The sequence below is a fragment of the Psychrobacter pulmonis genome (assembly GCF_904846465.1).
GTDB classification, from domain to species: Bacteria; Pseudomonadota; Gammaproteobacteria; order Pseudomonadales; family Moraxellaceae; genus Psychrobacter; species Psychrobacter faecalis.
Genome location: NZ_CAJHAT010000002.1, coordinates 150,077 through 174,496, shown reverse-complemented (window position 1 = coordinate 174,496; position 24,420 = coordinate 150,077). Strand labels below are relative to the sequence as shown.

General features: G+C 44.0%; 23 protein-coding genes. 16 read left to right on the top strand and 7 right to left on the bottom strand.

Annotation, left to right across the window (positions count from 1 at the left end):
• Window positions 1-266: 266 nt before the first annotated feature.
• Entirely contained in the window at window positions 267-1,067 is an 801-nt protein-coding gene (tpiA, locus tag JMX70_RS04455) for a triose-phosphate isomerase (protein ID WP_191691256.1), read from the bottom strand.
• Between the two features lie 396 nt (window positions 1,068-1,463).
• Between tpiA and pilB the strand changes: the two genes are divergently transcribed.
• From pilB to coaE, 4 genes are all read left to right on the top strand, one after another.
• A complete protein-coding gene (pilB, locus tag JMX70_RS04450) occupies window positions 1,464-3,173 on the top strand; it encodes a type IV-A pilus assembly ATPase PilB (protein WP_201589951.1) in 1,710 nt (569 codons plus the stop codon).
• A gap of 209 nt (window positions 3,174-3,382) precedes the next feature.
• Window positions 3,383-4,606, top strand: coding sequence for a type II secretion system F family protein (locus JMX70_RS04445; protein WP_200663034.1), 1,224 nt, complete (start codon window positions 3,383-3,385; stop codon window positions 4,604-4,606).
• Window positions 4,607-4,631: 25 nt separating this feature from the next.
• Window positions 4,632-5,531, top strand: coding sequence for a prepilin peptidase (locus tag JMX70_RS04440; protein ID WP_201589948.1), 900 nt, complete (start codon window positions 4,632-4,634; stop codon window positions 5,529-5,531).
• 116 nt (window positions 5,532-5,647) lie between these two features.
• Window positions 5,648-6,343, top strand: a complete 696-nt coding sequence (gene coaE, locus JMX70_RS04435; protein ID WP_201589946.1) for a dephospho-CoA kinase — start codon at window positions 5,648-5,650, stop codon at window positions 6,341-6,343.
• On the opposite strand, the gene rlmB is transcribed toward coaE, so the two are convergent.
• Entirely contained in the window at window positions 6,306-7,076 is a 771-nt protein-coding gene (gene rlmB, locus JMX70_RS04430) for a 23S rRNA (guanosine(2251)-2'-O)-methyltransferase RlmB (RefSeq protein WP_191691752.1), read from the bottom strand. The two genes, coaE and rlmB, sit on opposite strands and share 38 nt — an antisense overlap.
• Before the next feature lie 365 nt (window positions 7,077-7,441).
• Complete coding sequence (gene ppnP / locus JMX70_RS04425) at window positions 7,442-7,777, bottom strand: pyrimidine/purine nucleoside phosphorylase (RefSeq protein ID WP_068407914.1); 336 nt, start codon at window positions 7,775-7,777, stop codon at window positions 7,442-7,444.
• 545 nt (window positions 7,778-8,322) lie between these two features.
• Here ppnP and recN point away from each other — a divergent pair.
• The 8 genes from recN (at window position 8,323) to JMX70_RS04385 (ending at window position 15,006) form a co-directional block, all read left to right on the top strand.
• On the top strand, window positions 8,323-10,002 hold the full coding sequence (gene recN / locus JMX70_RS04420) for a DNA repair protein RecN (RefSeq protein WP_201589944.1): 1,680 nt from the start codon (window positions 8,323-8,325) through the stop codon (window positions 10,000-10,002).
• A 203-nt stretch (window positions 10,003-10,205) separates the two neighbouring features.
• Window positions 10,206-10,769 (top strand): YqgE/AlgH family protein, encoded by a 564-nt coding sequence (locus tag JMX70_RS04415; RefSeq protein WP_144296863.1) that lies wholly within the window; start codon window positions 10,206-10,208, stop codon window positions 10,767-10,769.
• A 72-nt stretch (window positions 10,770-10,841) separates the two neighbouring features.
• Entirely contained in the window at window positions 10,842-11,372 is a 531-nt protein-coding gene (gene ruvX, locus JMX70_RS04410) for a Holliday junction resolvase RuvX (RefSeq protein ID WP_201589942.1), read from the top strand.
• Window positions 11,373-11,444: 72 nt separating this feature from the next.
• The gene (locus JMX70_RS04405) at window positions 11,445-11,924 is read left to right on the top strand and encodes a hypothetical protein (protein ID WP_201589940.1); all 480 of its coding nucleotides are present in this window, start codon (window positions 11,445-11,447) and stop codon (window positions 11,922-11,924) included.
• Window positions 11,925-12,000: 76 nt separating this feature from the next.
• Window positions 12,001-12,327: a sulfurtransferase TusA gene (gene tusA, locus JMX70_RS04400; RefSeq protein WP_191691758.1), complete on the top strand. Its 327-nt coding sequence runs from the start codon at window positions 12,001-12,003 to the stop codon at window positions 12,325-12,327.
• 86 nt (window positions 12,328-12,413) lie between these two features.
• On the top strand, window positions 12,414-13,667 hold the full coding sequence (locus tag JMX70_RS04395; RefSeq protein ID WP_191691759.1) for a methyltransferase: 1,254 nt from the start codon (window positions 12,414-12,416) through the stop codon (window positions 13,665-13,667).
• A 17-nt stretch (window positions 13,668-13,684) separates the two neighbouring features.
• Window positions 13,685-14,623, top strand: a complete 939-nt coding sequence (gene xerD / locus JMX70_RS04390; protein ID WP_201589938.1) for a site-specific tyrosine recombinase XerD — start codon at window positions 13,685-13,687, stop codon at window positions 14,621-14,623.
• A 44-nt stretch (window positions 14,624-14,667) separates the two neighbouring features.
• Complete coding sequence (locus JMX70_RS04385; RefSeq protein ID WP_201589936.1) at window positions 14,668-15,006, top strand: DUF3817 domain-containing protein; 339 nt, start codon at window positions 14,668-14,670, stop codon at window positions 15,004-15,006.
• A 351-nt stretch (window positions 15,007-15,357) separates the two neighbouring features.
• On the opposite strand, the gene JMX70_RS04380 is transcribed toward JMX70_RS04385, so the two are convergent.
• Window positions 15,358-15,915, bottom strand: a complete 558-nt coding sequence (locus JMX70_RS04380) for a hypothetical protein (protein ID WP_201589933.1) — start codon at window positions 15,913-15,915, stop codon at window positions 15,358-15,360.
• A 558-nt stretch (window positions 15,916-16,473) separates the two neighbouring features.
• On the opposite strand from JMX70_RS04380, the gene JMX70_RS04375 reads away from it, so the two are divergent.
• Complete coding sequence (locus JMX70_RS04375) at window positions 16,474-17,082, top strand: class I SAM-dependent methyltransferase (RefSeq protein ID WP_201589930.1); 609 nt, start codon at window positions 16,474-16,476, stop codon at window positions 17,080-17,082.
• Window positions 17,083-17,211: 129 nt separating this feature from the next.
• On the opposite strand, the gene lptG is transcribed toward JMX70_RS04375, so the two are convergent.
• Both lptG and JMX70_RS04365 read right to left on the bottom strand, forming a co-directional pair.
• Window positions 17,212-18,453: an LPS export ABC transporter permease LptG gene (gene lptG, locus JMX70_RS04370; protein WP_201589927.1), complete on the bottom strand. Its 1,242-nt coding sequence runs from the start codon at window positions 18,451-18,453 to the stop codon at window positions 17,212-17,214.
• The gene (locus JMX70_RS04365; RefSeq protein WP_200663022.1) at window positions 18,453-19,742 is read right to left on the bottom strand and encodes an LPS export ABC transporter permease LptF; all 1,290 of its coding nucleotides are present in this window, start codon (window positions 19,740-19,742) and stop codon (window positions 18,453-18,455) included. The genes lptG and JMX70_RS04365 overlap by 1 nt, the downstream gene beginning before the upstream one ends.
• A gap of 612 nt (window positions 19,743-20,354) precedes the next feature.
• Here JMX70_RS04365 and JMX70_RS04360 point away from each other — a divergent pair.
• From JMX70_RS04360 to sstT, 3 genes are all read left to right on the top strand, one after another.
• Entirely contained in the window at window positions 20,355-22,007 is a 1,653-nt protein-coding gene (locus JMX70_RS04360; protein WP_201589924.1) for a leucyl aminopeptidase, read from the top strand.
• 50 nt (window positions 22,008-22,057) lie between these two features.
• Window positions 22,058-22,546, top strand: coding sequence for a DNA polymerase III subunit chi (locus JMX70_RS04355; RefSeq protein ID WP_201589921.1), 489 nt, complete (start codon window positions 22,058-22,060; stop codon window positions 22,544-22,546).
• A gap of 195 nt (window positions 22,547-22,741) precedes the next feature.
• Entirely contained in the window at window positions 22,742-23,944 is a 1,203-nt protein-coding gene (gene sstT, locus JMX70_RS04350) for a serine/threonine transporter SstT (RefSeq protein ID WP_068407337.1), read from the top strand.
• A gap of 130 nt (window positions 23,945-24,074) precedes the next feature.
• On the opposite strand, the gene JMX70_RS04345 is transcribed toward sstT, so the two are convergent.
• Complete coding sequence (locus JMX70_RS04345) at window positions 24,075-24,398, bottom strand: chaperone modulator CbpM (RefSeq protein WP_144297316.1); 324 nt, start codon at window positions 24,396-24,398, stop codon at window positions 24,075-24,077.
• Window positions 24,399-24,420 lie beyond the last annotated feature (22 nt).

The following is a 24,420-nucleotide window of genomic DNA, read 5'->3' as shown; positions in this document are numbered from 1 at the left end:
GGTGGCCTCTTTTGCCGCGTAATGACGACTGATAACGTAAAATAAATCGTAGGATTAAATAATGTAAATAACTGGCGTTTAACGATTGACATCTAATATGGCCAATAACGCCAAACCAGTTGTGTAAATAAAGCAATTATCTAAATAAGGCGCATTGTACACGATTGCAAGGGCACTGTTAAAGCCACTTTTGCCAACTGCGAAAGACATTTTTTGAGCAAAGTCATTGTTCAATATGGATTAAATTGTAATTTTACTGAATACGACTACGCTTTATTGCCGCCAAAAGCCTTAGCAATCGCTAAAAAACTTTCTGCTTTTAGCGATGCGCCGCCAACCAATGCCCCATCAATCATGCTATCAGCAGCAAAACTGTCGGCATTGTCAGCATTGACGCTACCACCATATAAAACCGTTATGTTGTCTAATTCGCCATTGAAGCTCGCAAGGGTTTGCTTAATATGTTGATGCGTCGTACTTACTTCAGCGACGGTTGGTACTTTGCCCGTGCCAATTGCCCAAACTGGCTCATAAGCGATGATTAAACGCTCTGACAAGTCTGTAGCAAGTTCAGGATTTTGCGCAAGTAAATCTTTAATCACCGCTAATTGCGCATCAATGACTGCCAGCGTTTCTTTGGCATCGTACTGCGCTTGGGTTTCGCCAATGCAAAATATGACGCCTAAGTTTTGCGCGAGGGCGTGAGTCATTTTTTGCAATAAGCAATCATGAGATTCTTGATGGTACTGGCGGCGTTCAGAGTGACCTAATATCGTCCATGTTGCGCCAGTATCAGCAACTTGCTGCGCTGAACAATCACCAGTATAAGCGCCAGTACTGGGACTATAGGCGCTTATATCTTGAGCGGCGCTCAGTATTGAACTACCTTTTAGACGCTCACTGACAGCGGTTAAATGAATCAAACTCGGGGCGACCATCAATTGACAGTTATCGATATCCGCCTGCTCTTTTGTGCTAACAGCCGTTAATAAGTCATCTAGTAGCGCCTTGACGTCATGGCTCGTTGCTGGATTCTGCTTCCAATTCCCAATTACCCAAGCTTGCATACCCATTTACCTTATCTTATGTATTGCTGCCAATATGGCTCATATGCGCGCAAGTATAACAAATATTTCCCAAGTGCTATAGTGCGTTGCTATAGTATGAGGTGCTTAGCATTGGAACCGATTTTGCATAAAATTATTTTAAATAAGTATTTGCCACATTGACGTTTTTTGCAGATTAGTCATCTTATACGCTATATAAAATCTTTTAACTCTAAAAAATTCCTATATCATTCTATTTATAAAAAATAAAACCAAGGCAATCAATCAGTTGTTTTTAGAATAAATGTTACTAATCAATGTAACGATTATAAATAAACTACTGGTGTTATATATAGTAGATGCTTTGGTTTTGGTAAAAAATACAGCCCATTTGGTATCACGCATAGAGAGGTCTTAATGTCTATCACAGCCAGTAAGTACGGTGGTTTAGCGCAGCAGTTGATTAGCGAAGGTATCGTCAGCGAAGCACATATGAAAACCGCGCAAACAGAGTCGCAACAGCAGCAAATCGGATTGGTGCCTTATTTGGTTGACAATAAGTTGGCCAATGCTTATCAGGTCGCTCAGATGCTATCACAAGCGTTTGGTGATCCTTTGTTTGATCTTGATGCCCTAAGCTCAGACGTCATTCCAAAAGACTTGGTTGATGAAAAAATCGTACGTAAGTTTAACGCGTTACCACTGTTTAAACGCGGGCAACGCTTATTTGTGGCATTAAGCGATCCCACCCGTATCGATGCCATTGATGCTATTGCTTTTAACTCGCGCCTGTCTATCGAGACTGTTGTTGTTGAAGAAGATAAGCTCAAAAGGCGTATTGAGAATCTATACGCTGATACCATGCAAAGTTTTGATAGCTTTTCTGACAGCGATTTAAATATCGGCTTTAATGAAAGCGAAGAAGATGAAGGCGAAACCAAACTCAGCGACGGCGTTGATGAAGCGCCAGTTGTAAAATTTGTCAATAAAATGTTGGTTGACGCCATTCGTATGGGTGCCTCAGACTTACATTTTGAGCCTTATGAGAAAACCTATCGCGTACGCTTTCGTGTCGATGGCGTCATGCAAAAAATGGCCAGTCCGCCGGTACAGCTTGCGGGTAAAATTGCCGCGCGTCTAAAAGTCATGTCACAGATGGACATCTCTGAGCGCCGTATACCGCAAGATGGCCGTATCAAGCTTAAAATCTCGAAAGATAAAGCCATTGATTTCCGGGTAAACTCCCTACCTACCTTGTTTGGCGAAAAGCTGGTTTTGCGTATTTTGGATCCGTCCTCAGCCATGCTTGGTATTGAAGCTTTAGGCTATGAGCCCGACCAAAAAGAGATGTTTTTAGAAGCCTTACATAAGCCGCAAGGTATGCTGCTGATTACTGGTCCTACTGGTTCAGGTAAAACCGTCTCCCTTTATACGGGTATTAATATTTTAAATACTGGCGAGACCAATATCTCAACGGCAGAAGACCCCGTTGAGATTAATCTTGAAGGTATCAATCAGGTCAACGTTAACCCGAAAGTCGGTTTAACCTTTGCTAATGCGCTTAAATCATTCTTACGTCAAGATCCTGATATCGTCATGGTTGGTGAGATTCGTGACCTTGAAACTGCCGAGATTGCTATCAAAGCAGCGCAAACTGGACATATGGTGCTGTCTACTTTGCATACCAACTCTGCCCCTGAAACTTTAACGCGTCTGCGTAACATGGGTGTTGCCTCTTTTAATATTGCAACTTCCGTGAATTTAGTCATTGCTCAGCGACTAGCTCGGCGCTTATGCAAAAATTGTAAAAAACCCATCAATCTTCCGCGCCAAAGTCTACTTGAGCTTGGTTTTACCGATGCTGATTTAGACAACCCAGACAATGTCATTTATGAACCTATTGGCTGTAATGAATGTCGTGAAGGCTACAAAGGCCGTGTCGGTATTTATGAAGTCATGAAAGTCAGTCCCGATATTTCACGCATTATTATGGAAGATGGTAACGCCATAGATATCAAAGATGCTGCCCTTAAAAACGGCTTTAGAGATTTACGGCGCTCGGGTATTTTAAAGGTGCTACAAGGAGTAACCAGTATTCAAGAAATGATGCGCGTGACTTCTGAATAGCAACCGTTGCAAAATTAAAATTCTAATTCGTGATTTTAAACCTTTATACTTATAAACTAGCAATGTTATCTAACAGATGTACTTAAATATAAAACATATATATACTGGCTTTTCTTATAGAAATGAAGTATGCCGAAATGAGGTATTAAATTTGACATACTTTTATCGGTTTATAACGTCTTTATTAGATGAATTTTGAGGGTATCAACATGGCAAAAGCTAAAACCGACATGCTATTAGACTTTGTCTATGATGGAGTAAACCGGCGCGGACAAAAAGTAAAAGGCGAAACCACCAGTCGTAGCTTGGAGTTGGCGAAAGCCACTTTGCGCAAACAAGGTATCACTGTCAAAGGTATCAAGAAAAAACCCAAGCCTTTATACACTTTTAAAAAGTCTATTAAACCGATTGATATTGCTATTTTTGCCCGGCAGTTGGCCACTATGATGAAAGCTGGCGTGCCGTTAACCCAATCCTTTGAGATTGTTGCTGACTCTCTTGATAACCCGAGCATGAAAGATTTGGTCTTACAAATAAAAGCCGATATCGAAGCGGGCGGCACTTTTGCTTCGGCACTGCGTAAACATCCGCGCTATTTCGATGATCTGTTTTGTTCTCTTGTAGACTCTGGCGAGCAGTCCGGTTCGTTAGAGACCATGCTAGAGCGCGTTGCAACCTATAAAGAAAAAAGTGAGCTGTTAAAAGCCAAAATTAAAAAGGCAATGAAATATCCTATCGCCGTGATTGTCGTTGCTATTATCGTCACTATTATCCTACTGGTTAAAGTTGTTCCTGTATTTGCCGATTTATTTGGTTCATTTGGTGCCGAACTACCGGCGTTTACTCAGATGGTAGTAGGGATGTCAGAATGGATGCAATCTTGGTGGTTTATTTTAATCGTACTGATTGGTGGCGCCGTCATTGGCTTTTCAGAAGCTAAAAAACGCTCTAAGAAGTTTCGCGATTTCTTAGACCGTGCGGTATTAAAAGCGCCCATATTTGGCAACATCGCTTATCAAGCGGTCATCGCTCGCTTTGCGCGCACATTATCGACCACCTTTGCTGCTGGTGTACCCCTCATTGATGCTTTAGATTCTACCGCTGGCGCTGCAAATAACGTAGTCTTTTATAACGCCATTCAGCAAATAAAAAACGATGTTTCAACCGGTCAGCAATTGCAATTTTCGATACGCTCAACAAACTTATTCCCAAGTATGGCGATTCAAATGGTTGGTATCGGGGAAGAATCAGGTAGCTTAGAAGAGATGCTCGATAAAGTTGCGGTCTATTACGAAAACGAAGTCGATAATGCTGTTGATGGTTTGACCAGCTTAATGGAGCCATTAATTATGGCGGTGCTCGGTGTGTTGGTTGGCGGCTTAGTGATTGCCATGTATTTACCAATCTTCCAAATGGGCTCAGTGGTAGGCTAACAGCCACTGCAAGGAAAACGATTTCATGCAATTTATTCAGTTATTACAAGAAAATATGACTCTTGCCTTAGTCGTATTTGGTCTACTTGGTCTTTGTGTTGGCAGCTTTTTAAATGTGGTGATTCATCGGACACCGCTCATGATGGTAGCGGCGTGGCGGCAAGAATGTAGCCAGTTTATGGCTGAGCAAGCAGACATGCCGCCTGAACATACGCAACCACTGGCAAACATCGTCGCTGCTGACCCTTCTATTACATTAAGCACACCGGCTTCACGCTGTCCGCACTGCGCTCATAAAATAAAGTGGTATGAAAACGTCCCTTTAATAAGCTGGCTTATATTACGTGGTCGCTGCTCAGACTGTAAAGCGGCTATCGGACTGCGTTATCCTATTGTAGAGCTGGTGACTGCGCTGCTATCTATGCTGGTCATTTATCAGTTTGGCGTCAGCGCTGTAGGATTATCAGCATTAATTTTAGTCTGGACGCTGGTTGCTTTAACGGGTATTGATTTTGATACTCAGCTATTGCCAGATCGCCTAACCTTTCCATTGGCGGGCTTAGGATTGGCGGTAAATTCGCAAGGTTGGTTTGTCTCACCTACGCAGTCAATCTGGGGACTTTTACTTGGCTTTTTATCTTTGTGGGTCGTGGTAAAAATATTTTATCTCATTACAAAAAAACACGGCATGGGACAAGGCGATTTTAAATTACTGGCCGTATTGGGTGCTTGGCTTGGGCCTACGATGTTGCCGTTAATTATCTTACTGTCGTCACTGCTTGGTTCTATCGTTGGGATTATTCTGATGAAGAAACAAGGGGAAAGCCGCCCTTTTGCCTTTGGTCCTTATATCGCGATTGCCGGTATCATTGCATTATTATACGGCCCAGATATCGTCAATTGGTATCTGGGAATGTACGCTTAAACCCCTATACTGACGCAAGTAGACGCGCAATTTCTCAAAAATGCGCTTTAACCTGCTAGAATGGGCTATTGGTATATTGTAGCCTCCCTCTTCTATCGGTTAAATAAGTCATTACTATGTCAAATTATGCCTCATCCTCATCTTCATCTTATTCCTATCAGCCACAGTCGCCCCAATCCAAAAGTAAGACGTTAGTTGTCGGCTTGACCGGCGGTATCGGCAGCGGCAAGTCGGCGGCAAGCGATTGGTTCGCGCAGCAAGGGATTGATATTATTGATGCAGATGTGATTGCTCATCAAGTGGTCGCTAAAGGCAGCGACACTTTACGCAAAATCAAAAGAAAATTTGGTGATTGGGTATTAAATGCTGACGGTGAAATGGATCGCGCTGCCGTGCGTACTCATGTCTTCACCCATCCTGAAGCCTTAATTGAGCTTGAAGCCATCACCCATCCAGCGATACGCGAAGCGGCAAAATTGCAACTAGCAGCCAGTACGTCACCATATGTTGTGCTCTCAGCACCTTTGCTCATTGAAGGTGCAGAAGCAGGGCTTGCCAACTTATGCCAGCGTATTTTGGTAATGGATGCCACCGAAGAAACTCAGCTTGCGCGTGCCAGCCAGCGCGATGAGCAAAGCGTACAAAAGATTAAAGCCATCATGATTAATCAGCTCAGCCGCGAAGAGCGTAATCGTCATGCAGATGATGTGGTGCTTAACGAAAGCGATCTTGCGGCGTTATATTTACAGCTTGAGCCATTACATCAAAACTATCTTACGCTTGCCCAGCAGCTAAAGTTCGCTGCCGATTAATCTCATAGAGCACCATACCGGTCGCCACACTCACATTTAAGCTTTGCAAGTTACCATGCTCGTTGCCTGACATCGGAATATAAACCAGCTCATCGCAGCTCTCCATTGTCAGGCGGCGCATACCTTCGCCCTCTGATCCCATAATAATCGCGGTTTTGCCCGTCATATCAGCGGCATGTATTGGCTTTGCCCCTGCATTTAATGCGGTGCCAAACACAAAGACGCCAGCATTTTTAATCTTGCTTAACGTACGAGCCAAATTGGTCACACTGACGATAGGCATCATCTCGGCAGCCCCTACCGATACTTTCGCAACGGTTGGCGTCAGGCTTGCCGCATGGTGTTTGGGACAAATAACGGCATCAACGCCCATGGCCACTGCGGTACGTAAACACGCACCAAAGTTATGCGCGTCGGTAATTTGGTCAAGTACCAATAATAGGCACTGCTCACGCTTAGCAATGGTATCCAATAAACCTTCGTCAGCGAACCCTAACGGACGCGCATTAAGCACCACGCCTTGATGTTGCGGGCTGCCGCACAGCTGAGTAAGCTTATCTTTTTGTGTCGGTTGAATACTAATACCATTATCACGTGCTTGCGCCATAATCGCTTGTACGTGGCTGTCGCTCTCACGTCCTTGTTGGACAAATAAACTGAGTCCATCAAGCGGGCGGTATTCGAGTAAGGCTTCAATCGCGTGAATGCCATAAAAATAGCTGGGTTTTGCCATAGGGAATCTACAATATAAAAGTGGTATCGCGTACGGCGATAAAAAATAGGAAGTATAGTCAGTTCTAAATAAAATCAGTACAAATATGATAACGCGCTACTGGTATTCATTTTCCTCGCTTGCTATGCCTACGCAGACAGAGGCTGCGCAAAATGAATGCCAGTAGCTCTATGTTCATTTTGTAGCGGACTGCCTATATAACGATAATTGTAGCAATTAACGCGTGGCGAAACGAAAAATTATTAAAATAATCGCCAAAAAAAAGAAATAAACCTTCGCATAAGGTTTATTTCTTTTAACTTGTTTATTTAAAGGTGGGGCAAGTTGTCTTTTGACACCTTTAATCGTATGATTTTTTAGCCAGCTTAACCTTCTAAATGACAGATATACTGCACGATTTCTTCTGTGCGCAAATTAAAACCACTATTGCCTTCGACCACGAATGACTGTCCTGCGCGGTAGTAACTAAATTCTTCCTCACCGTTTATTTTGACCTCACACTCACCGCTGATGATTTCGATGCGCTCCGAAGTATTGGTGCTAAAGTGATAGTGCTCAACCAAATTGTCGCAAGGCAAAATAACCCCGAGCGTTTTATGGCGACCGTCCTCAAACATAATGGTATGGCTTGAGCAACGACCATCGTAGGATATCGTGGCTTGAGCATTGACTGTTACATTGGTAAATTGCGCCGCTGTCATAGTGGCTTCCTTATCAAATAATTATTGCCAAACTAAAAGACCAAATTGAAAAACTAAATAGCAGAATAACTCATCGCTTAACTGACAGTTCTATTACAACTTTTTGACGATTCACTCTATATTTAGCTCGATATAACTGTTAACCAAATAAAGACTCGCATAGAGAATACACTATGAAAAGTAATGATGAAACGCTTACTTTGTCTAGCATGAACTCACCTCTCGTCTTTTACTAGAAACATCATAGATAGCAGATTGTATGAAAATCTGGTGGTAAGAGTTTATCATTATGTGAGATTATGCTACCACATTATATCTATAAAGTTTGTTACAGCCACTAGGAAAGTTGTGCTTATTGTTAAATGAATACCTAGCTTTGCTTACCTTTAAAATTTGTATTTCCTACCTTTTGCCACCATAATATTTGCCAATTGTCTTTATCTTATTAGCACCATTTACCAAAGCTGTTTTTCTTTATTTATCCTATTGTAGACCTAAAAATCAGCCTAATTGCTGATATTTATTGTCTGCCATGAGAGGCATTGATGCTCGTATCATTAACTTTACAGCAGTTTGCATTGATTGCTCAGCACGAGCTGAGCATGGCTGAAGGCTTCAATGTCATCACCGGTGAGACAGGTGCTGGCAAGTCATTATTACTAGATGCGCTGTCTTTGTGCGTAGGCGAGCGCGCTGATAGTGCCATGGTCAGGCACGGCGCGGCGTATGCTGATATCTATGCGCAGTTTGATGTAGAAAATAATGACGTCGTGGCAGAATGGTTTGCCAAAAACGAGCGCTCTTTAGAAGAACCTGAAGTCTTGATTCGCCGTCAGCTTAGTAATACAGGGCGCTCTAAAGCCTGGTTAAATGGCACGCCGGTCAGCTTAGCGGAATTAAAAAGCTTGGGCGCTTTATTGGTAAACATTCATAGTCAACATGCTCAGCAAGCCTTACTAAAGCCACAATTTGTGGTGCAATGGCTTGACGAGATGGCACAAATCACGCCACTTGCTGTACAAACGGCCAGCAGCTATCAAGCTTATCAGCAGCTCAAACGCCGCGCTGATGATATCGCCAGCCGCGAAGCTCAGCGTCAAGATCGCATTCAATTGCTGCAAAGCCAGCTTGCTGACATTGCGCCGCTACTCGCGGTTGATTATGCAGAAGTTGAAGCGGAGCACGAAGAGCTGTCTAATATCGAAGCGTTGATGACGGAGGCCAGTCACGGTTTACACCTGCTCGATAATGACACCGATGAGCCGGATGTCATGACCTTGCTCGGGCAAGCAATTAAGCTTTGCGACAATCAAATGAGCGTCAGTCAAACCTTTGAGCAGGCGTCCGAACAGTTGCATTTGGCGCAGCAGCAAATCACTGAGGTCACAGGCTTGCTATCGGATTATGCTGAACAGCAATTACCCGACCCTGAACGCTTGCAAACACTCGATAGCTTAATCAGTCTTGGGCACCGCTTGTCGCGTAAGCATGGTCTGCCCGCAAGCGATTTGATTGATGAAGCAAAGCAGTGGCAAGCGCAATTAGAACAATTAGAAAACGAGCCAAGTAGCGATGCGATGGCAGCGCAAATCGAGCAAGCATGGCAAGAGTATTTGTCACTTGCCACTGAGCTTAATAAACAGCGCTCAAAAGCGGCGCCAAAAGTCAGCAAACAGCTCATTGCGCAATTACAACCGCTTGCCCTGCCAAATGCGCGCTGCGAATTTGTCTTTACCAAAAAGACCGACCCTAGCCAGTATAATGGTCAAGGCTGCTATGATATCGATTTGTTGTTTAGCGCCAACGTCGGTATGCCCATGCAGCCGCTACATAAAATTGCCTCAGGTGGTGAGCTATCGCGGATGGCACTGGTGATGCAAGTATTGCAAGCGACCAATGCTAATAATAATGCTGCCAAGCCAATGCTCGTCTTTGATGAAGTCGATGTTGGTATCAGTGGCGGTACGGCGCAAGTGGTTGGTGAGCTGTTACGCTCGCTTGGGCAGACGCAGCAGTTATTGGCCATTACCCACCAAGCACAGGTTGCGGCGCAAGCGCATCAGCATATCTTGGTACAAAAACATCACGACGAGCAAACTGAGAGCGAGTTATTAATTTTGACCGATAGCGCGCAAGTCGATGAGCTGGCCCGTATGTCTGGCGGGGTGACCATCACTGATGTCACCCGTGACCATGCACGTAGCTTATTAAGTGATGTTAAATAATGATTATCGAGTGATGGCTACTAAATAGCTGGCAGGTACATGGTTAGTAGAAAATAACTCGCAAATAATGACCAGTCGAGAGTACAGTCTTTTAGTAAATGACCGCTAAATATTTGCTTTAGTTGATTTTTTACGCCTAAACGCCATATAGTGGTCTATCCTCTTGATAATTTCACCTTTAATATTAGGTTGCGTTTGTTTCTATGTCTAAAGCCAATTTGACCCATCATTTTTTAATCGCGGCGCCCGAGCTGTCAGACCCACGGTTTGAGCAGGCGCTGATTTATATCTGTCGCCATGATAAACATGGGGCGCTTGGTCTGATGGTCAATCGTCCGATAGAGCAAGCGCGCGTCGGCAAACTGCTAGAAGACTTAGGTATCGAAGTGACCGATCCGCAAGTAATGGAAGATATGGCGCTAGAAGGGGGTCCTATGTATCCAGAAGTCGGTTTTGTCTTGCACACCGGTCAACCAGAATGGGCGTCTTCTTTTGCTATCTCAGAAAACGTCTGTATTACTACCAGTCAAGATATCCTAAAACGCATCGCTGCTGGTCAAGGCGTTGGGCATTATCAGCTGTGCTTAGGTCATGCCAGCTGGGGAAAAAAACAGCTCGACCAAGAGCTTGCGAGTGGCGACTGGCTCGTCTGCCCGGCTGATTTAAACTTATTGTTTGATACGCCATTTGCAGAACGCTGGCAAATCGCTGCCGATAAGATTGGCGTTAATTTTGACTATTTGAGCAGCGATATTGGTCATGCCTAGCGTTATATATTAAGTGCTATATACTGAGCAGCATTTGCTTAATGATGACAGAAACAGGAAGTACCCCAAATTATGGTCAATAGTATTCTTGCAGATAGCGCAGACGCTATAACTACTGATAGCGCTACAGAGCCAACAATTAAGCCGCATCTTATTTTGGCACTCGATTATGGCGTTAAAAAGATGGGCATGGCGCTAGGCAACTCTATTACCGAGACGGCGCGCGCCTTTGATATTTTGGCGATGAATAATGGTCAGCCGGATTGGGACAACCTGCTTGGTATTATCAAGGTGTGGGGCGTGGCAAAAGTGGTGGTCGGATTACCATTAAACATGGATGGGAGCAGCTCAATGCTGTCCAAGCGGGCGCACAAATTTGCTCGTCGGTTGGCGCATAGAATTATGGAGCAGCGTTTACCCGTCATTGTCTCTCTCTGTGATGAACGCCTAACCTCGGTAGCGGCGCGTGAGATAGCTTGGGAGAATGGCTGGATTCAAAACGAGCGCGACCCGATTGATGATATCTCCGCCTGTATCTTGATGTCGACGTATTTTTCTGATCCCAGTAGCAGTCTCGCTATCGACGCCATTAAGGCGGATTAACAGTAGAGTAAAGCCATGACTAACCTCCCCCCTCTTTTTTATATCGTCTAACCGACTAAATGACTGATTAATATGACCACTGTCTCAGACCAATCTTTGCAAAACAAGTCGCAACGTGGCTTTGCACCGCTCGCGATTGCACGTATCAAAGGCGCGCAGCGAGCAAACCAGATAGCGATTTATCTTATTTATGCTGCTATCCTCGCCTTTATGGTCTTTGGCACCATTGCTAGTATCAAAGCCTTTCATAACAATCAGCTGCTTTATCAATTGTTCTATAACCTGCCCTACGCTTTGGTGGCGCTCACGATTCCTATTACTATCTATGATGCGCTGGTGATTTATCGTTATCGCTTAAATCAGCCGTCAATGATTGCCATGAGTATTGGTGTATCGACGGTTATATTACTTGGCGGGCTATTATTTGCTGATACTGCTTGGTTAGGTTTGGCATGTTGGCTTGGGGTGGCGTTTTTATTTAAGGTGAGCTTTAAGCGCTTTTTTAACTTTTTAGACGCTGAAGAAACGTCTGAAAATGTTAAAGAAACATAAAACTTCCTGATAAAAATGCCATCACTAATAAAGAACTGAAAACATTCACCATATTTTATTGATTTAAAAAACGACTATGACAACTTCAACATCTGATAGTACCATTCAACATCATTTAGATACCCAAGGGCTGATTTGCCCTGAGCCGGTGATGATGCTACATCGAACCATACGTAATGCCGATGCTGGCGAGGTGATTGAGATACTCGCTACAGATCCTGCGACCACTCGCGATATTCCTAATTTTTGCCGTCATTTGGGGCACGAGCTTGTAAAGCAAGAAACGCTTGCTGAAAATGTGCCTTTAAATGTTGATCCGGATGAAATCACAATTGCGGACGATGATGATGCGCCTATTAACGCCACCCTTTATCGGTATTTGGTCAAGAAAAAGAATGCTTAAAGCACTCATAGCATCAGCGCACTAATAGCATCCAGATATCTTTGCTTTGTACGAAATATATCATTCACAAATTAAAGGTAGATAGCATGTTAGCACCCCAAAAGCAGTATGTGCAGTGGCTCGAAAACAAAGACGGCAGCGAGACGTTACATCACGCACTTTGGGTGTCGGAAAGCAATCATGCGCCACCTGCGCGTATTGTATTGGTCGATGATAAAACGACCGCCGATGAGGCTTATCGCTTGGCTTGCGAAGGCACTTCACTACTGTGGCACGGTGACTTTCATAATGCACGGCAATTGCTACAAGCGCTCAATCGACGCATCGAGCGTACCAATGAGCGCTCTGAGCTACGTAAAATGAAAAAAGCAGCAAATCAATCTGCGAAATCCAATAAAAATGTAGATAAATCTTCAGAGTTATCCAAAGACATTCCTAACTTATTTCATCAGCAGCGCCAATTGCAAGCCCAGCGTGCGCGCATATTAAGCCGTCTGCTACTCGAGCTTGATGCCAATTATGTCAGCCAATTACGCCGCGCCCCTGATATGAGTGCAGCTTGCATAGCTGCTTTTGGTCAGTTGGATAATGAACTAAATGAGTCGTATGTGCTGTCGTTTCGTGACTTACAAGGAGCGCTTGGTGCAGCGCAGTGGCGCGAAAAAGGCGTTCCGATTGATGGTTTAGATTTATCAATATTCCCGCATTATGGTGTCTTTGCCCCAACCCGCCATGAATATGTACAGCTATTACTCGATGCGCCACTGCCAGATACTTGTGATGTTGCTTATGATATCGGTACGGGCACTGGCTTGCTGGCAATTATCTTGGCGCAGCGCGGTGTTCCACAAATAATAGCCACGGATTTGAATCCACGAGCTTTAACCTGCGCCAGCGAAAATTTTACGCGATTAGAATTAGCTAATGTACAGTTGCAACAAGCCGACCTTTATCCAACTGATGCACCACTCGCCAATCTGATTGTCTGTAATCCGCCTTGGTTGCCTGCTAAGCCCAGCTCGCCGTTAGAGTATGCCGTTTATGATGCTAATAGCAAAATGCTGCGTGGTTTTTTGCAGGGGGCGAAAGCTCATTTAGCTGAGCATGGAGAAGTCTGGTTGATTCTGTCGGATTTGGCTGAGCACCTGCAACTGCGCACTCGTGAGGAATTATTAAGCTGGTTTTTTGATAGTGGTCTGAAAGTAAAATACCGCCTTGATACCAAACCTAAGCATGGTCGCAGTCAGGATGAGTCTGATCCGCTATATGCGGCGAGGAGTAGCGAGGTTACTTCTTTATGGTGCTTAGAACCTACCCAATCTTTAATAACTGATAATTAATCATTGAGTAACAAATTATGAGCCGCGACCGCGCCGTCCAACAGCGCCAACCTAAAGCGCTGGCCGTCGATGACGAGCCAACTTATATCACCGAGTTTCGGCAAGCAATGCTTGCCCGCGGGCTTGCAACGCGGACGCGTAATGCTTATGTGCGCGACTTGCGCTCTTGCGAGCTGACCAACCCTATTGCACTGACGAAATGGCAGCCTGAAGACGTGCTGCACTGTTTATCAACCCTTACCATCGAGGGCAAAACGCCGCGCACGCAAGCCCGTATGCTGTCAAGCTTGCGCCAGTTTTATCTTTGGATGATTGCCAGTAATCTGCGCGAAGACAATCCTTGCGAGCGTATCAAAAGCCCCAAATTAGGTCGTCCACTGCCAAAGGATTTGAGCGAGGCCGATGTCGACAATCTCCTCGCCGCGCCTGACACTAGCACCGCACTCGGACTGCGTGATAAAGCCATGTTAGAGGTGCTCTATGCTTGCGGTCTGCGCGTCAGTGAGCTGATTAATCTATCATTAGAACAAGTCAATCTAAACGCTGGTTGGCTACAAATTACCGGTAAAGGCAATAAAACCCGCTTAGTGCCACTCGGCGAATATGCAGCAGAGGCGCTAGAAGATTATCTAACGCATGCTCGTGGCGACTTAATCGCGCATTTAAAATCGGGTAATTGCCAAGCGGTGTTTTTAACCGCGCAAGGTGGCTATATGACACGGCAGAACTTTTGGTATCTATTAAAGAAATACGCCAAAATCGCCAGTATTGATAAAGAATTATCACCGCATACCTTACGTCACGCCTTTGCTACGCATTTATTAAATCATGGTGCGGACTTGCGTAGCGTGCAGTTATTACTGGGGCACAGTGATTTATCAACGACACAGATTTATACCCATGTGGCGACGGCGAGATTGCAGAAGTTGCATGCCGAGCATCATCCGCGCGGTTAAAGTTAAAACTGACTATTTATTGATGATTGTAAAAGGAATATAACGTGTTGCAAGCTCAGCCATCTACTCTGCCTACCCTAACAAAAGGGCAAAATTCTGCCCTCAAAAACCTGACCATCATGGGTTACTTAGAAGGCACGTCTTTTTTATTATTACTTGGTATCGCCATGCCACTAAAATATATGATGGGTATTCCTGAGGCAGTGAAATATATCGGTATGGCGCATGGAGCATTGTTTATCGCCTATATTTTGATGCTGTTGATTGCAACTAGCAAAATAAAATTGCCGCTATGGGCAATGCCTGCAGGTGTGCTCGGCTCATTTTTACCATTTGGTCCGTTTATATTTGATCATTTATTAAAGAAGAGTTTGAGAAAATAGGATTAAAAGCTTTTCGGTATCGGTTGCGCTTAGACTTTTGAAAATAATGATTGACGACAGCAAGACTGTAGAAATTGCATACGGAGCGTCATCCGCGTGGTTAGGGTTTTAAAACTCTCGAAGAAAGTATGGTCAAGCACGCGTAGGCTAGGCTTTTAGCCCAGCTCTATCTATGAAATAGAGAACTTTCTAATAAAATTACATTTATTTAATCAACTAAACACAATCTTAGCTTATCAGCTTAACTCGCTCGTTTGCTGTCTTAAAAGCCCAGCCTACAAACTGCCTATTTTTGGACTCATAATGTTGGGTGTCGCCAGCTCCATCTAACCTACGCTGGCTAATTTAAAATCAGTTATAGCAGTCATCAGTTAAATTATAAAGTAAGTTAGAAAGCTTAATATCAGTAGCAAACATTGCGCTTCCTTCAGAATAACCATATCTAATAAATACAGGGTTATATCCTTTTCGCTTGAAGCTATAGGTTGCATTAGAACCCGTATAACCAAAACTTTCATTACACTTTGACCGGACTTCTTCAACGATACCTCGACCAAAAAGTCTATTCAAACTACTTTTTGAAGTAGGAAACCCGCCATTGCTTATTACTATATATACTGAATTAAAAAAGGTTCTAGTACCTTCAACTCTAATATCCATTGCACCAATATTAGGATTACGGTTGTTACCCAATTGACCTGTACCAATCATGATGTAATCGTGCTTACCGACTTCATAGTAAGGCCAGCTCCAGTCCACGCCTTCGATGTCATCTATACTTTCCCAACCATTTACGTTGTATTCAACATTTTCAGGTATTGCGACTGAACTTATAAAGGAATCAAGTTGTCCTGCAAGCGCAGGAAAAGAACAAGTGGTTGCTAAAACAAAACATAATATTTTATTCATTTTTTACTTCCATTTAACTTTATAGAAAAAGTAGATTAGGTTTTCAACATAGCGAGTTAGTAGATAATCTAGAAAAATAACTTCGTACTATATTACATACAAAATTTCACTCTAGATATGGACTTCAAGTTAATTGCTATAATCTTCTGGGTTAAAAACCCAGCCTACGATTAAAACTCCACTCCTATACACCTGATTTATCCTTAAATTTTGCTATCTTATAATAGTCGCCTTGCGGTGCGGTTTAGCCCTGACTGGAGCGGTTATCCTGTCATGACTGATAGGTTGCAAAGGCTTGGAGGGTCAGGATGTCGCGGTAGCAGCAACCTGACCCGCCTATAGCCGTGCCCTAGCAGGTATGGCAGATAATAGCGGACGGCAGGACCAGCTCCCATCACAATTTTTGCAATAACAACTTCCCATAATACAATTCTAGCAATAGGATGCTGCAAACCTGCCCTTTTCTCGTTACAATAGCCTCAATAAAGTGCATCATGATATGCACGCTGTCCGATTGAGCAGCGCACCCCTTTTACTTATCCAATATCCGAGAATCCCATGAGCCATAGACCCCCTGCTGACCTTTTAAAAAGCGCTGAACACTGGCGTGAAGATATTAACTTTCGCCAAGATGTGCTGGGCAAACCGTTTGACTTCGCGACCACGTGGGGTATTTTTTCACCGCAAAAGCTCGATGATGGCAGCTTGATGCTACTTGATTATGTGGATTTTCAAGCGGATGATGATTCGATCGATTTGGGCTGTGGCTATGGCGTGCTTGGTATGACGGCGGCGCGTGAATGCCCGAATGGTCTGCATACCTTGATTGATAAAGATTTTATGGCGGTAGAATATGCGCGCCGTAATTGCGAGAAAAACGGTCTAAAAAATGTTGATGTGCATTTGTCTAACGGCTTTAATCATGTGGCAAAGGACAAAGACTTTAGCCTTGTGATGTCGAACTTGCCCGCTAAAGTAGGCAAAGAGCAGCATTATCTGTATTTCCTCGATGCCTATGCGCGCATGCGTAAAGGTGGGCGTTTTTATGTAGTGACCATTAATGGCTTACGTCAGTTTATGAAACGCTCGTTTACCGAAGTATTTGGCAATAGCGAAAAGATCAAACAAGGTAAAACCTATACCATTACTATGGCGACCAAAGACTAAGCTTAAGCAACTTAAAAACTGAGCCATAAAAAAGCCCGCTAACACGATGATGTGTTAGCGGGCTTTTTTATGGCTAAATTTTTAGGACTATATTTTTAAAGTTATATTTTTACAATTACATTTTTAAGGTTACATTTGCCGCTTCAACAAATACCCGCCCAATATCGCACTGGCGATAATCGGTAATAGCACCATTAATAACGGCGAAAAACCAGTCGCCAATGAGACAAAGCCAACCAAGTCTTGCACATAACTAAACAGCAAGCCAAATAGCAATGCCACGACGATGCGTAAGCCCAAGCTATGCGTACGTAGTGAGCCAAAGACGAATGAACAGGCAACAATCACTAGCGATAAAATCGATAATGGTGACAGCAGCTTTTGCCAAAAGGCCAACTCATGACTTAACGAGCGCGTGCCTTGCTGGCGCATAAATTGGCGATGCTCATATAATTGAGTCAATGACAAATCTTCGGCCTTACGAGTGAGTAAATACACCGACTCAGGCGCGAAGGGCAAACTCAAGGTATCTGACGGTGCGATAGCTTGGCTACTCTCAAAGCCCTGACCTATCATGAGCTTGGTCATATTATTCAGCTGCCACTCGTAACGATATTGCTCGCTCGGTTTGCTGCTATTAGTATCTATTGCTTCGCGGCCGATATATTTGCCGCCCTCGGCATGAATGGCAGTTTGCAGATTGCCATTATTGTCTAAATGCCAACGTTTAACTTCGCCGATATTGCCTTTCACATCGGCATAATCGATATACAAAATATCGCTGCCATCTGGCTTGGCACTGCCGTCTTTTGCACTCTCAAAGCGTGGCTGTACCGTCCAATAACCGCGTACCGAGGTGACAAGCGAGCTATTGTCTTCATCGTTAATCTCTTGCGCCAACTGATTCGAATACGGTAGGACAAACTGATTAATCACCAATGCCAATAGCACAAAAATCAAGGCCGGCTGCAATACCCAACCGACGATACGATAAACGCTGACGCCAGCGGCGCGCATAACGACCAGCTCGCTTTTATTGGCTAGTAAACCCAAACCAACCACCGCACCAAGTAACGCACCCGTTGGGATAAATTGCTCTAAGAAGTACGGCGAGCGATAAAAAATATATTTAATCGCCTCGCCCATCGTATAGTTATCATCTAACGAATCCAGCTCAGACAAATAAGAAAATACCAGCTGCAATGCCCACAAGCCTATAACCGCGCCGATGATGGCGAGCAAAGCATTAAGCTTGACGTAACGGCTCAGCACCTTTAGATTGGTTGGTTTTGGCGCAAGTTTTAGCTTAGGGCTGGGCGAATTTGGCTTTGATGAATTAGACGATGATGATTTAGAGAATAAAGCGCTCATTAGGATTGTCCTCCTTGTGAGCCATTGCTTTTATGGTCAATATTGCCTTGATGCTCGCTGACGGTTAACAGCTCATCTGGTTTGCGAAAGCGCAAACGATGTTGGACGCGGCTGCCCCAATTCATATAGAGCGCCAATGCCATAAAGCCTAATACCAACCATGCATACGCCCAAACGCTAACACTGCCTTTACTCACCGCATTTTTGAGAGAAATAATACCCAGCGCGCAGCTGACAAATAATAAAATCGATGGGAACAAGCGCAACCAGCGACCTTGACGCGGACGTACTTGCGCCAGTGGCACGGCGAGCATCGGTGCAATAATCATGAGCCAAGGCAATGCCAGACGATAGCCAAGCTCCCCTTGCGCCGCTCGAAGTGCGTTTTCACTATTTACTGCTGTACTGCCCGTTGCGGCTTGCCATAATGGGCCTATCGCTTGGGTTTCGATATTGGCTTCGGTGATGACCTCTTTGGAGGATTCGGTCAAGGTGATACGGTAGCGATCAAAGCCCACTTGGTTGTATTTTAGACTGCCTGCGCCGACTTCATAACGGCGACCTTGGAACAAATCTAGTTGAGTAACGCCGCTACTGCCGGTATCTACTTGCTGAGCGCGTTTGGCAAGGGTAATGGTATCTTTACTGATAGCATTGTTGCTTATAAGCGCGTTTGGCAGCTCTGGGATATTTAATTGCTCAGCGGTTTCTGGGTCGATATTATTATTTACATCAGCGGCCGCGTTTTTCGCCGTACTGCCTTTGGCTTTAGGCTCAGATTGAATCAATATCACATCTTGCAATTGTTTTTTATCATCGCTCAAGCTGCCGACATATAAATGATAATTGCCACTACTGATAAACTGATTGGGACGTATCAAATCAAAAGCACTGGTCAACGCTTGCTGTTGCCACACGCTCTCCGATGAGCGTACGCCCCACGGTTTTCCAACAATAGATAAGGCCGCCTCTCCAACAAATAATGCCAATATCAGCGGCGTCATCAACCGTCCAAGCTTACCACGCGACACGCCGCTGGCATTAATCACCGCCATCTCTTGGTCGACGTATAAGCGCCCGAATACTAGCATGAGTGCGATAAAAAATGCCAATGGCAGGATAAGCTCTAAAAAGTAGGGCAAATTATAACCAATGATGGTAAATAATAAGCTGATGTCCAGATTGCCTTCTGCGGCAATGCCAAAGTAACGGATTAAGCGGCCGCCGAGCATCATCACCACTAAAAACCCCAACACCAAAGCGGTCGTTGAGGCAACTTGTTGAGTCATATAGCGGCGTAATATCACAATAGGCACTCTTTAAAAAAGGTTGGTATGCGCAAAATTTATCGCCGTTTGACTGACGATACTCTATAAATAGTAGCGATAAAGATAACCGTTAATCCTAGCATATTTTGCTCAAAAATGGCTGTGAAATGTGTTGGAAAACATTGTATGCATCTTGCTATAAGCCTTGATTGTTTGGTTCATAATAGCTAAAACTAACAAAGCCTACAGCGTATATAATTTATAAGAATACCTTAATCTAAGCGTGAATCTATTAACTATTTACGCCGTATGTTTGCTTTATACCATTTAGCAAAGTTTGTTTGTCCTTGGTATCCTTTGCCGCGCTTTTTTAGGTTTTGTTGCTAAACTACTGTTTCTGCCAAATTTAAATGGTACAAATATTTTAAATAGCACAAATAAATAGGTAGTCGATTCAAAAAAATATAGAATTGCTATGTTGATAGCGACGCCGCGCTCGCTGCGCACTCGCCTCGCAATATGCTACACTATTGTGCTAGCTGCATAAGCAACGGCATTTAAAAAGTATTATTTTAAAAAGCACGAATACATTAATAAAATACGTCATTTCATAACTCTAATAAGGATAACTATATGAATATTAAATTAACGCAAACCCTGCCAAAAACCCATACACAAAAAATACTTAAAAAAGAAGCCAAAAGTAAAGACGCTGCCTGTCTTGTGGTGCTCATCGATGATAAGAAAAACATCTTAGCTGAAGCGCAATTGAGCGATTATCAAAGCCGTATTGCGCAATTGATGGAAGTATCACATTTTAATGGTAAAGCCTGCGAAACCGTCGCTGATTATGCGCTCGCTGGCGACAAGAAAACCACGAAAGAAAACCCAGTACAGCTATTACTCGTTGGTGTGGGTAATCTTGATAAGCTTGGTCACAGCGTATTGCAAAAAATCGCCAATACCATCTATCAAAGCACGCAAAAACGTGTTGACTCTATCACCGTTGCTTTAGGTGATGCTTTAGAAGAAAATCATTTCAGCCAGTTTGCTTTGAATTTACTCGCAGCAAGCTACCGTTTTGATAAATACAAATCTGAACAAAGCACGCCTGTTTTAACCGACATCTATTTATTGGCTGACGAGTCATTAGAAGCTGCGTTAACATTTGCCGAAGCGGTATTCGCTGGTCAAAGCTTGACCCGTGATGTCGCCAATGAGCCGGGTAACATCTGCTTCCCTGCTTATATGGCTGAACAAGCACAAGAATTGGCCACAACCTATCCTGACCTATTAAAAGTCACCGTATTGGGTGAAGATGAGATGTCAGCGCTTGGCATGGGTTGCTTCTTAGCCGTTGCGCAAGGTTCTGCCAAAGAAGGTAAATTGGTACTCATGGAGTATCGCGGAAAGTCTAACTTTAGCGCTAAAGTCGGCGCTAGCAAAATCGCCAATAGTGGTGCAAAAGTAACAGGCGGTCTAAAAGCCTTGGCGGATAAATTACCGACCAAAGCTGCTAGTAAAAAATCTGACAAAAACAGCGATGTAAAAACTGTCAATGATGATGCGCCTATCGTCTTAGTCGGTAAGGGCGTGACCTTTGATTCAGGCGGTATCTCAATCAAACCTGGTGCGGCGATGGATGAGATGAAATTTGATATGGGCGGTTCAGCATCGGTACTTGGTACGATTAAAGCTTTATGTGAAGCGCGTCTCCCGATCAACGTCGTTGGTGCGCTTGCTTGTGCAGAAAACATGCCATCAGGTGATGCCACGCGCCCAGGCGATATTGTCAAAGCCATGAATGGCAAATCGGTTGAAATCTTAAATACCGATGCCGAAGGTCGTTTGGTGTTAGCCGATACATTATGCTACGTACAGCGCTATAATCCAAAAGCCATTATCGATGTGGCAACGTTGACCGGCGCTTGTGTGGTTGCCTTAGGTCATGTGCGCTCAGCGGTATTTAGTAATGACGAAGACGTGTTGTTTGAATTAGAAAACGCCAGTCATTTGTCGGGCGATTTAATCTGGCATATGCCGTTAGATGATGAGTATCAAGCGCAGCTTGACTCGCCTATCGCTGATATGCAAAACATCGGTGGTAAAGGTGGCGGGGCTATCACAGCCGCCTGTTTCTTATCGCGCTTCGTTGAAGAAGGTCAAGCATGGGCGCATTTGGATATCGCTGGTACGGCATGGAATTCAGGTAAAGACAAAGCAGCAACTGGTCGCCCTGTTCCGCTATTTATGCAATACCTCAAAAACAGCGCAAACAATGCCTAATCCGCTATCAATAATCTATTGGTAAAATACCAATTTATGAAAATGAATTTATGAATATCAGTTTTTATATTTTAAGTGAGAGTAAAGCCCAAGATATCTTGGGCTTTATTTGTCAATTGACCCAAACCGCGCTGAATAAAAGCGCTCAGTCGCTGTTGATTCTCATTGATAAAGATGATGAATTGCTATCGACACTTGATGAGGCGCTATGGTCATATGATGCCGCAAGCTTTATACCGCATCAGCGACTTTTGCACGCTACTATTTCTGAGCCTAAAGATGCTAGCAAATCTGTGCAAGAGAATAACGAGGCATTAGCTCCTGTTTTACTTAGCAGTTATATGCCAGCGGATTTTAAAGGTATTGTCCTAAATACCACCATCCATCCTGTCAATCATTTTATGGCAGCGACCAATAATGCCCAGCCTACTCGGGTGCTTGAGCTGATAAAACCTGACCCTGAGAGTACGCAAGAAGGTCGGCATAAATACAAAGCCTATCAACAATTGGGCTACGAGCTGACCCATTTTAAGGTTTAGCTATAAAATCCCTTTATTTCTCGTCCTAAAAAACACTTCTATTTTTTCACATTGCGCACTTTTACTTCACCTTATGTGTTTAGGTAGGCATGGGTTAAAGGTAGGCGTTTATCTTAAAAAAATGCTACCATCCTTCGATTACTTTTCCGTTCTATTATAAATTTTATATTTATTGACAAAGTCGAGGGTGTATAGATGCGTTCATTGATTGCGATGTACCAGCGTATAGGGCTGGTGCCGCTTATTATTATCGGTTTAATATTAGGCGTTTTGATTGGCTGGCTGGCACCAAATATCGGTGTTGCGCTGGGCCTATTAGGGACGCTATTTGTCGGCGCGCTAAAAGCAGTCGCGCCGATATTGGTCTTTATTTTGGTCATGGCAGCGATTAGCCAACATCGCAGTGGCAATGAGGTGTATGTCAAACCGGTACTGATTATGTATATGTTTGGCACTTTTTTGGCAGCACTGACCGCCGTTGGCGCAAGCTTCTTATTCCCAACCGAGCTGATATTGGTCAATGCCAACATTGAGCAAGTACCCCCTGCTAACCTGCAAGAAGTACTCACCAACTTGCTGATGAATTTGGTTGCCAACCCTGTGCAGGCCATCGCTGATGCCAATTATATTGGTATTTTAGCGTGGGCAATCATCATTGGTTTTGCCCTACGTCAAGCCAGCGATACCGCGCGAGCCGTGGTCAGTGATTTTTCTGATGCAATCTCGCAAGTGGTCAAATGGGTCATTGCGCTAGCGCCATTTGGTATTTTAGGCTTGGTTGCCAATACCGTCGCTGAGACAGGCTTTGCCGCCCTAGCAGGTTATGCGCGCATCTTGATGGTACTGGTCGGTTGTATGTTGTTTATTGCGCTAGTAGTCAACCCTATTATCGTCTTAGTTAAGACGGGTAAAAACCCTTTCCCACTGGTATTTACTTGTCTGCGTGAATCGGGGATTACCGCGTTTTTTACCCGTTCATCAGCCGCCAATATTCCGGTTAATATGAACCTTGCGCGTAAATTGGGTCTACACGAAGACACTTATTCAGTCACCATTCCGCTAGGTGCAACCATCAATATGGCGGGTGCGGCGATTACCATTAACGTCTTAACGCTAGCAGCAGCGCATACACTTGGTATCGAAGTAAGCTTTGCCTCAGCGCTACTACTAAGTTTGGTCGCAACGATTAGTGCTTGCGGCGCTTCTGGTGTGGCTGGTGGTTCTCTACTTTTAATTCCATTAGCTGCGAGCTTATTTAGTATTCCAAACGACATCGCCATGCAAGTGGTGGCAATTGGCTTTATCATCGGGGTGGTACAAGATTCCGCTGAAACTGCCTTAAACTCATCAACAGACGTCTTATTTACCGCTGCCGCTGATCCAAAATATGCGCGTTAGTTGTTAGTTGTTAGTTGTTAGTTATTGACGTTGGTTTTAATGAAAAACTGTCATTTTTAAAGCGGTATTTTTAATAGTATAAAGGGTCTCATTTAGAGACCCTTTTTTATGGATAATAATAAGACGTTGGCTATTTTAAATGCTCGACGTCTACTTCAATCACCGGCATCTGCATATCAAGCTGGCGCTTTAATTGGCGCAGCTGCTCAACCTCATCTAGTAACTCCAGTATCAAACCAATCGCCGGCACGCTGGCTTCAAAGTCACGGCTGAGGCGCGAGGCACGGCGTACGGTTGTCAGCTGATAACCGGTAAATTGCTGACGCTCTGGTACATCATATTCGATAATATTTTCTTCAAGCAATTCGATGACCCATTGGCGCTCTTGCCCACAGGCAGATACGAGCTCATCTAGGCTCAAGATAATGTCGGTAAATTCAGGCGAGTGTTTCATAATGATTATCCTCGTTTGCGCT